This is a genomic window from Streptomyces sp. ISL-66, from assembly GCF_018614135.1.
GTDB lineage: Bacteria > Actinomycetota > Actinomycetes > Streptomycetales > Streptomycetaceae > Streptomyces.
The window spans coordinates 1-10,323 of sequence record NZ_JAGGOW010000246.1; the positions used below are offsets into that span (position 1 = coordinate 1).

At 72.1% G+C, this 10,323-nt stretch carries 10 protein-coding genes and 1 pseudogene; 9 read left to right on the forward strand and 2 right to left on the reverse strand.

The genetic code is table 11. From position 1 onward, the window contains the following. From J7E97_RS35265 to J7E97_RS35295, 7 genes and pseudogenes are all read left to right on the forward strand, one after another. A pseudogene (locus tag J7E97_RS35265) lies at positions 1-427 on the forward strand (hypothetical protein); the annotation flags it as partial. Then, positions 424-825: a roadblock/LC7 domain-containing protein gene (locus J7E97_RS35270; RefSeq protein WP_215035734.1), complete on the forward strand. Its 402-nt coding sequence runs from the start codon at positions 424-426 to the stop codon at positions 823-825. The pseudogene J7E97_RS35265 and the gene J7E97_RS35270, both read left to right, overlap by 4 nt. Then, complete coding sequence (locus tag J7E97_RS35275) at positions 822-1,175, forward strand: DUF742 domain-containing protein (protein WP_215035736.1); 354 nt, start codon at positions 822-824, stop codon at positions 1,173-1,175. The genes J7E97_RS35270 and J7E97_RS35275 overlap by 4 nt, the downstream gene beginning before the upstream one ends. After that, positions 1,156-1,881 carry an ATP/GTP-binding protein gene (locus tag J7E97_RS35280; protein WP_374224311.1) on the forward strand — a complete coding sequence of 242 codons (726 nt, stop codon included), beginning with the start codon at positions 1,156-1,158 and terminating at the stop codon, positions 1,879-1,881. The genes J7E97_RS35275 and J7E97_RS35280 overlap by 20 nt, the downstream gene beginning before the upstream one ends. Then, positions 1,878-3,116, forward strand: a complete 1,239-nt coding sequence (locus J7E97_RS35285; RefSeq protein ID WP_215035738.1) for a cytochrome P450 — start codon at positions 1,878-1,880, stop codon at positions 3,114-3,116. The genes J7E97_RS35280 and J7E97_RS35285 overlap by 4 nt, the downstream gene beginning before the upstream one ends. After that, the gene (locus J7E97_RS35290) at positions 3,113-4,348 is read left to right on the forward strand and encodes a cytochrome P450 (protein ID WP_215035740.1); all 1,236 of its coding nucleotides are present in this window, start codon (positions 3,113-3,115) and stop codon (positions 4,346-4,348) included. The genes J7E97_RS35285 and J7E97_RS35290 overlap by 4 nt, the downstream gene beginning before the upstream one ends. A gap of 107 nt (positions 4,349-4,455) precedes the next feature. After that, positions 4,456-5,187, forward strand: a complete 732-nt coding sequence (locus J7E97_RS35295; RefSeq protein ID WP_215035742.1) for a hypothetical protein — start codon at positions 4,456-4,458, stop codon at positions 5,185-5,187. A 436-nt stretch (positions 5,188-5,623) separates the two neighbouring features. Here J7E97_RS35295 and J7E97_RS35300 read toward each other — a convergent pair whose 3' ends face one another. Both J7E97_RS35300 and J7E97_RS35305 read right to left on the reverse strand, forming a co-directional pair. Continuing rightward, positions 5,624-6,352 (reverse strand): zf-HC2 domain-containing protein, encoded by a 729-nt coding sequence (locus tag J7E97_RS35300; RefSeq protein WP_215035744.1) that lies wholly within the window; start codon positions 6,350-6,352, stop codon positions 5,624-5,626. After that, positions 6,349-6,930, reverse strand: a complete 582-nt coding sequence (locus J7E97_RS35305; protein ID WP_215035746.1) for a sigma-70 family RNA polymerase sigma factor — start codon at positions 6,928-6,930, stop codon at positions 6,349-6,351. Before J7E97_RS35305 ends, J7E97_RS35300 begins: the two co-directional genes overlap by 4 nt. Positions 6,931-7,486: 556 nt before the next feature. On the opposite strand from J7E97_RS35305, the gene J7E97_RS35310 reads away from it, so the two are divergent. Next, complete coding sequence (locus J7E97_RS35310; protein WP_215035753.1) at positions 7,487-9,265, forward strand: S8 family serine peptidase; 1,779 nt, start codon at positions 7,487-7,489, stop codon at positions 9,263-9,265. 224 nt (positions 9,266-9,489) lie between these two features. After that, positions 9,490-10,323, forward strand: an 834-nt coding sequence (locus tag J7E97_RS35315) for an ATP-binding protein (protein WP_215035748.1), incomplete at its 3' end; no start/stop codon positions are given.

The window sequence follows — 10,323 nt, forward strand, 5'->3', positions numbered from 1 at the left end:
GGCCGTACCCGCCGGGGAGGCCGGCCCGGCGTCCCTCGCGCCCGCGCCCGTCGTGCCCGCTCCGCCCGCCGAGCCCCAGCCCGAGCCCGAAGCCGTCCACGGCTCCGGCGCCGACGGTACCGACGAAGCCGAATCCACGGGGGAGCACCCGCACTTCGGCGACAGCGGCCTGCCCCAGCGCCGCCGCGGCCGGACCCTGGCCGCGGCCCACCCCGAAGGACCGGACGCCGCCGGCGCGGAAACCCGTAGGACGGCCGCACCCACCGGGGCGTCCCGGTCGGCCGCCCGCTTCGGCAGCTTCCGCCAGGCCGTCCGCGCCGCCGGAACTCCCGGCGGGGCCGCCGCAATCCCCGGCGGCGGCGCCGGACCCGGCGAAGAGCAGCAGCCCGCGCAGACCACAGACCTGGAAGGCAATACGCGATCATGACCGGCTCCACCACCGACGAGACGCTCAACTGGCTCCTGGAAGGCCTCCTGGAGCGCACACCGGGCGCCCGCCACGCGCTCGTGCTCTCACGCGACGGCCTCAAGCTGTGCCGCACGCCCGAGCTCTCCGTCGACCAGGCCGACCAGCTCGCCGCGATCGCCGCCGGGATCCAGAGCCTGTCCCACGGCGCGTCCATCGAGTTCGGCGACGGCACCGGCGGCGTCCGCTCCGCCATGACCGAGTTCTACGGCGGGATCCTGTTCATCGTCGAGGCCGGCGAGGGTGCGCACCTCGCGCTCGTCGCCACCGAGGACGCCGACGCGGGCCTCGTCGGCCACAACATGTCCGAACTGGTCGAGCAGCTCGGCGAACACCTCATCGCCAGGCCCCGGGGGTGAGCCGGCCCAGGCCGGGCCGGGACGACTCCCCGGACCGGCTCTACACCCTCACCGGTGGCCGCAGCCGCTCCGGCTCGGACGTCTTCGACCTCGTCACCCTGATCGTCTCCGAATGCGATCCGGTGCCCGGCATGCAGTCCGAGCACGCGGCGATCCTGCGGATGTGCCAGTACCCGACGGCGGTCGTGGAGATCGCGGCCGAGCTCGGGCTGCCGGTGTCGATCGTACGGATCCTGCTGGCCGACCTGCTCGGCACCGGACGGATCAGCGCCCGCCACCCGCGTTCCACGTACCTCCTTCCCGACCCCGACATCCTGGAGCAGGTGCTCGTTGGACTCCGCAACCTCTGACGTGATCGTTCCCGCCGCCGTCCCCTCGGCGGCGGTCGAACCGCGGCAGCCCCGTCCGGCCCTGCGCAGCACCGCCGACAACGGTCTGAAGATCGTCATCGTGGGCGGGTTCGGCGTCGGCAAGACCACCCTGGTCCGCTCCGTCAGCGAGATCCGCCCGCTGAACACCGAAGAGACCATGACCAAGGCCGGCGAGGCCGTCGACGACGTCGACGGGATCGCCGGGATCGCCGGCAAGAACGCCACCACCGTGGCCTTCGACTTCGGGCGTATCACCCTCGACGCCCACAACGTGCTCTACCTCTTCGGGGCCCCCGGCCAGGAACGGTTCTGGTTCCTGTGGGACCGGCTCTTCTCCGGCACCCTCGGCGCGGTCGTCCTCGTCGACACCCGGCGCCTCGCCGACTCCTGGTACGCCATCGACCGGCTGGAGCACCACGGCACGCCCTTCGTCGTGGCCTGCAACGACTTCGGCGGCCCCGAACACACCCCGGAGCAGATTCGCGCGGCCCTCGACCTGCCGGCCACGGTCCCGCTCGTGTTCTGCGACGCCCGCTCCCGCGATTCCAGCAAGCACGTCCTGATCTCCCTCGTCCAGCACCTCCAGCAGGCCGCGCTGTCGAGCACCCGGCCGAGCCTCCAGCCGAGCACCCGGCCGAGCCCTCAGCCGAGCCCCCTGTCCCAGACCCCGGAGCCCACCCCGTGACCTGCCCCGCCGCCTCCGAGCACCAGCCCGTCTACCTCGGCGGCCCCCGGTTCCAGACCGACCCCGCAGAGCTGTACCGGGAGATGCGCCGCGACCACGGCGCCGTCGCCCCGGTCGTCCTCGACGGAGACGTACCGGCCTGGCTGGTCCTCGGCTACCGCGAACTGCACCAAGTCACCAGCGACCCGGTCCTCTTCTCCCGCGACTCCGACCTGTGGAACCAGTGGGACCGCATCCCCGCCGACTGGCCGCTGCTCCCGATGATCGGCCGCAAGCAGCCGTCGATCCTCTACACCGTCGGCGAGCGCCACCGCGAGCGGGCCGCCGTCATCGGCGACGCCCTCGAATCCGTGGACCCCTTCGAACTCAAGGGCCACGCCGAGCGGTTCGCCGACGAGCTCATCGACGAGCTCTGCGGCAAGGGCGCCTGCGACATCGTCGGCGAGTACGCGATGCTGCTTCCGCTGCGGGTCCTCGCCCGCATCTACGGATTCTCCGACGCCCAGGGCCCCGGGCTCGTCACCGCCATGAACGACATGATCAACGGGCGGGAGGGCGCCCTGGACGGCCAGCGCCACCTCGCCGAGTCGATGTTCGCGCTGCTCGCCGCCAAACTGGCCGAGCCCGGCCCCGACGTCGCCTCCCGGATGGTCGCCAACCAGGCCGGCTTCAGCGTGGAGGAGGTCGCGCAGGACCTCATGGTGATGATGGCCGCGGGCCACCAGCCCACCGCCGACTGGATCGGCAACTCACTGCGCCTCATGCTCACCGACGACCGCTTCGCCGCCTCCCTCGCGGGCGGCCGGCACAGCGTCGGCGAGGCCATGAACGAGGTCCTCTGGGAGGACACCCCCACCCAGAACGTGGCCGGCCGCTGGACCTCCCGCGACACCAACCTCGGCGGACAGCGCATCGGACGCGGCGACCTCGTCCTCCTCGGTCTCGCCGCCGCCAACGGCGACCCGCACGTACGCACCGACGCCGGCGCCCTCACCGGCGGCAACAACGCCTTCTTCTCCTTCGGTCACGGCGAACACCGCTGCCCCTTCCCCGCCCAGGAGGTCGCCGAGGTCATCGCACGTACGGGCATCGAGGTGCTCCTCGACCGGCTGCCCGACGTAGACCTCGCCGTGCCGGCCTCCGACCTGGCCCGCCGTCCCTCTCCCTGGCTGCGCGGTCTCACCGAACTCCCCGTCACCTACACCCCCACCCCCGCCCTTGGAGCCATCCGATGACGTGCCCGATCGACCACACCGGCCCCGCGCCCATCACCCTGGACCCCTTCGTCACCGACCTCGACGCCGAGAGCGCCGCCCTGCGCGCCGCGGGCCCGCTGGTCCAGGTGGTCCTGCCCGGGGACGTCGCCGTGTACGCCGTCACGCACCACGCCGAGGCTCGCAAGCTCCTCACCGACCCGCGCATCGTCAAGGACATCAACGTGTGGGGTGCCTGGCAGCGCGGCGAGATCCCCCTGGACTGGCCGCTGATCGGCCTCGCCAACCCCGGCCGCTCGATGCTGACCGTGGACGGCGACGAGCACCGACGACTGCGCACCCTCGTCGCGCAGGCCCTGACCGTGCGCCGGGTGGAGAAGCTGCGCGCCGGAATCGAGGCGCTGACCACCGGCATGCTGGACCAGCTCGCGGCGGTGCCGGCCGGCGAGAGCGTCGACCTGAAGGCGCAGTTCGCCTACCCGCTGCCGATGAACGTCATCAGCGACCTGATGGGCGTGGAGGCCGAGGAACACCCCCGCCTCAAGGCCCTGTTCGAGAAGTTCTTCTCCACCCAGACGCTGCCCGAGGAAGTTCCCCAGATGATGGCGGACCTCGGCGCGCTCTTCGGCCGCATCGTCGAGTCCAAGCGCGAGAACCCGGGCGACGACCTCACCAGCGCCCTCATCGAGGCCTCCGAGGACGGTGACCACCTCACCACCGAGGAGATCACCAACACCCTGCAGCTGATGGTCGCCGCGGGCCACGAGACCACGATCAGCCTGATCGTCAACGCGGTCGTCGCCCTGGAGACCCACCCCGAGCAGCGCGCCCTCGTGCTCAAGGGCGAGGTCCCCTGGGAGAACGTCATCGAGGAGACGCTGCGCTGGTCCACGCCGACTTCGCACGTGCTGATCCGTTTCGCCGCCGAGGACGTCGAGGTCGGCGACCGTATCCTGCCCAAGGGCGCCGGCCTGATCGTCTCCTTCGGGGCCATCGGCCGCGACGAGGCCCAGTTCGGCGAGACGGCGGGCGAGTTCGAGGTCACCCGCACGCCGAACCGGCACATCTCCTTCGGCCACGGCCCCCACGTCTGCCCGGGCGCCGCCCTCTCCCGCCTGGAGGCCCTGGTCGCCCTCCCGGCCCTCTACGCCCGCTTCCCCGACCTCACCCTGGCCGTCGCCCCGTCCGAGCTCCGCAACAAGCCGATCCTCACCCAGAACGACCTCTTCGACCTCCCGGTCCGCCTGTCCTGACGTCCTGACGTCTGACGTCCTCCTGACGCCCTGCCCGGCCCCGCCCCCGCGCCCGCCCGTCCGGTAAATCGGATGTGCATACGGGGGCGGGTTGTTAGGTTCACCGTGTGCCGAAGCTGAATCAGATCATCGCAGTCGAAAAGGGCGTCAAGTCCAAGGCCCTCCAGGAGCTCACCCAGGCTCACCAGGACGTGCAGAAGCCCGCCCTGCTGGCCGGGATCTCCCGGACCTACCAGCCCAAGGACGAGGAGGGCGAGCAGCTGCCCCCCGAGTCCACGCGCGTGCAGATCAAGGCCGAGGACGCGCTGCGGGCGACCGCCGGAACGCTGACGCGGCTCTTCGACGTGACGGCGACGAAGGACTGGGCGAACCGCTCCGCGGTCGCCGACGTGGTGGTCGACGGCACGGTCCTGCTCTCCCAGGTGCCGGTTCCGTACCTGCTGTTCCTGGAGAAGCAGCTCACCGACCTGCACACCTTCGTGCGCAAGCTTCCGGTGCTCGACGCCTCCGAGTCGTGGAACCTGGACCCCTCTACGGACTCCTGGAAGACGGAGCCGGTACGGACCATCCGCACGAAGAAGGTTCCGCGCAACCACGTGAAGGCCGAGGCCACGGAGAAGCACCCGGCGCAGGTCGAGGTGTACTACGAGGACGTGCCGGTCGGCTACTGGACCACCGTGAAGTTCTCCGGCGCCCTGCCCGCCCGGCGGGTCAACGAGCTCCTCGACCGGGTCGAGAAGCTCCAGCAGGCCGTCAAGTTCGCCCGCGAGGAGGCGAACAACACCGAGGTCACCGACCAACGGGTCGGCGACGCGGTATTCGGCTACCTCTTCAGGTAGTCCCACATTCGCCCTCCGTCGCGAGCGGGGGGTGCGCGATGAGCGCAAGCTGAAACTGATGTTGAAGCTGATATAGGGGTGTCAGTTGGGGGTTCGAATCCCCCTCCCCGCACACGTGCGGGGGTGGCCCAAGCCCGGCAGAGGCGGCCCCGTCAATCTCAGATTCTCGCTCCAGTCTCAGTATTCGCCGCCGAACACCGGATCGACCGAGCGCGGGCGAACATCGACGGATGGGGGTTCAAGTCCCCCCGGCGCCTCTCTCGTGGCGCTGTAGTTCAAAGGCAGAACACGTCGATCTCAAAATGATCCGCGGCTCTTAAACGCCGCCGGTGTGCGCAAATGGGTGGCAAGCTGGAGCCCGGGAGCTGGACATGCTCCCGGGCTCCGTCACGTTCCGGCCCGCCGGCCGAGCGGTCCGGAGGTGCGCCGGCGCGCCCTACGCGGGCATCGGCACGGAGACGAAGGTCCGGCCCGACTCGTTCTCCACCAGGACCGCCTTGACGTTCGCCGGATCCACCGCCGCCGAGCCGTCCAGCGCCGCTCCCTTGCCCTCTCCGTGCTCCGCGGTGCCCACCACCCAGCCGCCCGCCGTGGTCCGCGTACCGTCCCGGGAGACCACGACGATGCGGCAGCGCTGGCCCGCCGGGATCCCCGTGACCGCCGCGTTCACCCGTACCCACTTCGCCGCCGGCGTCACCCGTACGGTCATCCGCGCGCCCGAAGCCGGATCCGTCGCGGAGGCCACCACGATCCCCGCGGCCGGCGGGGAGGGCTGCGCCGAGACCGTCGGCGCCGGCCGCGGCGAGAGGGCCTCGTTGCCCGCGCCGCCGCCCAGCTGGGTACCGGCCCAGAAGACGACGGTCAGCGAGGCCGCCACGGCCAGTGCCGTGAACGCCGTCCGGCGCCGGCGCTCCCCGGCCGCCTCCTGGCGCATCTGCCGCAGCGTGCGCTGGAGCAGCAGGTCTCCGCCCTGGGGCGGCCCGTCGAGGAACGCCTCGGCCGGCACCTCGCCCAGCGCCGCTTCCATCTCGCGCAACGCGGTCACCTCCTGACGGCACTGCACGCAGCCGTGCACGTGCTCCTCGACCCGCCGGACCTCAGCGGCGTCCAGGACGCCGAGAACGTACGGGCCCAGCAGTTCCTCCTCGTGCCGCTCCCGGTTCATGCCACCACCTCCTGCAGTCCGCCGGGCTGCTGGGAGGGCCTGCCCGTTCGTTTGCCTTCGCCGAAGACTTCTCTGAGCGCCTTCAGCGCGTAGTGCGAGCGCGATTTCACCGTGCCCGCCGGGATGCCGAGGGTGTCGGCGGCCTCGGCGACGCTGAGCTGGCGGTAGTACAGCTCCGTCAGCACGTCCCGGTGTTCCGGCGAGAGCCGGTCGAGGGCGCCCAGCACTGTCATCGTGTCCACCACCGCGTCGGCGTGGTCCGCCTCCACCGGGGGGCGGGCCGGGGAGCCGGAGACCTCCGGCGGCCGCGCCGCCTTGGCCCGGTAGCGGTCGGTGATGATGTTGCGGGCGACCGTCAGCAGCCAGCCGCGTACCGAACCCTTCCCGTTGACCAGTACCTCGGAGTGCCGCCAGGCCCTGATCAGGGTCTCCTGGACGATGTCCTCGGCCGCGGCCCGGTCTCCCGTCAGGCGGGTGGCGTACGCGAGCAGCGCGTGGCCGTGCTCCTCGTACACCGACTTGATCAGCGCTTCGTCGGTAGAACCCCGCCGAGTGCGGGGCCACAGTGGTCCGGCCATCTCACCCTCTCCGTCTTCCTCGGTTGCGTGGTGCCGTCGGAACACGCGGCCCGACCGGCCCCGGTTCACGTGACCTGCGTCACGTCCGGCGTGGCGTCCAGCATGTCCCTGGACCCGGATGTCGCCCCCGCTGCCCGAGAAGTGGACCGAGCCGGACGGGACCAGCTGGCCGTAATTTCCGCAAGCTCAACCCGCCGGGGGGTCCGGGAGGGGCCGGACAAGGGTTTTCCCCGTATCGAGTTCACCTCCGCGTTGCCTACTGTCTGGCCACCGGCGATCCTCCCCGTCCCAACCGCCCCCGTGCCCACCCCACATGGTGCGAAGGCGTGCGGTCGGAACGTCGCCGGGAACTGCCGCTGTCCCACCCCGACGTCGCGGGGGACAGCGTGGTGAGCAGCGGTGGCCGGGCGGGTTCGACCAAGCCCGTTCCGGTCCCGCGGCCGCCGGTACACCTCCCACACTGCACCAACCGGTCGCCGCGGCCCGCCGGCCGCGGCGGCCCGCGAAAGGGAACACCGTGCACGCATCCAGACGCAGGCTCATATCCGTGGTGGCGATGTCCGTCACCCTGCTCGCCGGATCCGCCACCACCTCGATGGCGCTGTCCACCGCGGAGCCCGTCCCCGGCACCGCGCAGACGTCCATCGCCCCGGTCGCTCCCGTCGGGGCCGCCCCCGTCGAGAACCTCATCGTCGGGTACAAGTCCTCCGCCGCCGAGGCCGGCTCCAACACCGCGGCCGCCGCCGACGCGACCGCCAAGGGCAAGAAGGCCTCGAAGAAGGCGAAGTTCGAGCGCCGCCTCGGCACCGGCGCCGCCCTCGTCAGCCTCGGCGGCGCCGCCGCTCCCGCGGACGCGGCCGCCGTCATGGACCAGTTCCGCGCCGACCCCGACGTCGCCTACGTCGAGCCGGACTCCCGCGCGTACCCCCTGGCCACGGCTCCCGACGACACCGAGTACGCCAAGCAGTGGGACCTCTTCGAGCCCACCGCCGGCATGAACGTCCAGGCCGCCTGGGACAAGTCCACCGGCTCCGGCGTCACCGTCGCCGTGATCGACACCGGCTACGTCGCCCACTCCGACGTGGCCGCGAACATCGTCGCCGGCTACGACTTCATCTCCTCCTCCACCGCCGCCCGCGACGGCAACGGCCGCGACAACAACCCGGCCGACCAGGGTGACTGGAGCGCCGCCGGAGAGTGCGGCACCGGCTCCACCGCCAGCAACTCCTCCTGGCACGGCACCCACGTCGCGGGCACCATCGCCGCGGCCACCAACAACGCCAAGGGCGTCGCGGGCATCGCGTACAACGCGAAGATCCAGCCCGTCCGCGTGCTCGGCAAGTGCGGTGGCGCCACCTCGGACATCGTCGACGCCATCACCTGGGCGTCCGGCGGCACCGTCGCGGGCGTCCCGGCGAACGCCACCCCCGCCAAGGTCATCAACATGAGCCTCGGTGGCTCCGGTGCCTGCACCGCCACCTACCAGAACGCCATCAACGCGGCCGTCGGCCGCGGCACGACCGTCGTCGTGGCCGCCGGCAACAGCAACTCCGACGCGGCCGGCTTCTCGCCCGCCAGCTGCAACAACGTGATCAACGTCGCCGCGAGCAACCGCACCGGCGACCGCTCCTTCTACTCCAACTTCGGCGCCATCATCGACGTCGCCGCCCCGGGCGGCGAGACCCGTCGCGCCACCGACACGCCGGGCACCGTCACCACCCCGGAGAACGGCATCCTCTCCACGCTGAACGCCGGCACCACCACCCCCGGCGCCGAGATCTACAAGCCCTACCAGGGCACCAGCATGGCCGCCCCGCACGTCGCCGGCCTCGCCGCGCTCCTCGTCGCCGCGAAGCCCGCGCTGAGCCCGGCGCAGATCGAGGCCGCCATCAAGGCGAACGCCCGCCCGCTGGCCGGAACCTGCACCGGCGGCTGCGGCTCCGGTCTCGCCGACGCGGCCGCGACGGTGACCGCCGTGACCTCCACGCCGACCACGCCGTCCTTCGAGAACACCGCGGACTTCGCCATCGGCGACAACACCACGGTGGAGAGCCCGATCACCGTCACCGGAGTCACGGGCAACGCCCCGACCGCCCTCAAGGTCGGCGTGAACATCGTCCACACCTACATCGGTGACCTCAAGGTCGACCTGGTCGCCCCCGACGGCACCGTCTACACGGTCCACAACCGTGCCGGCGGCGGCACCGACAACATCAACCAGACCTTCACCGTCAACGCCTCCTCCGAGGTCGCGAACGGCACCTGGAAGCTGCGCGTCAACGACAACGCCGGCGGCGACACCGGCAAGATCGACTCCTGGAGCCTCGGCTTCTAGAGCCGGAACCCCACAAGGCTCCAACCGCCCTGACGGGGCGATAGTACGGACCAAGCAGCCCGCCGGGCCCGCTGATACACCTCGTATCGGCAGGTCCGGCGGGTTTTCCTGTCACCTGGCTGAATTCTGCGTCACAATCCGGGCCCGCCGGGCATCCGACCTCGTATTGTCGCGTCTCACAGGAAGGGCACAGAGACGGGGACCCGAGAGGCTGGTGGCTGTGCGTGGTGGCGGCGACGGGGCACGCTGACACGACCGTCGGACACGGTGAACTGATCAAGGCCGTGGACCGCGCGCTGACCGCGCACGGACGCGCCCTGCTCACCGGACCCGCCGGCGCAGGCAAGACCGAGGTGGTGCGAGCCCTCACCGAGGCCGCCGCGCTCCGCCACGAAACCGTGCTCCGCCTCGCCCCCGAGGCCACCGACCGGTGGATACCCGAGGCCTCCGCCGCCGCCCTCCTCGCCTCCGTCCCCGCCGCCGCCCTCGAGCAGCTCTCCGGACCCCAGCGCACCGCCATCGCCCTCCTGCGGCGGGAGACCGACGCACCCCGCGCCGGCCGCGACCACGTCGCCCTGCGCCTCGCCGTCGTCGAGGTGCTGCGGACCCTCGCCGCCCGCGGCCCGGTCCTCCTCGCGCTCGACAACGCCCAGTGGCTCGACGCCGAGAGCACCGACCTGCTCCGGTTCGCGCTGCGCCTCACCCCGCCGCGCGTACGGGTCCTCGCCGCCGAGTGCGTCCAGGGCGGAGCCCCCCTCGCCGAACCGCTCTGCGGTCCCGGCGCCCCCCACCTGCGGGTGCCCCCGCTCGGCACCGACGAGATCGCCGAACTGCTGGTCCGGCGCGGCCTGCCGGCCCGCCTCGCCGGCCGGATCCACCAGGCCAGCGGCGGCAACCCGCGCCTGGCCCTGGCCCTCGGCCACTCGCTCGCCGAAGCCGCCGGGACCCGCGACGGCGGCGCCCACCACGCGGATCCGCTGCCCGTCTCAGGCCAGGCCCGCGAGGTGGCGCGCAGGCTCCTCGGCGTCGTCCCCGCCCAGGCCCGCCGCACCCTGCTG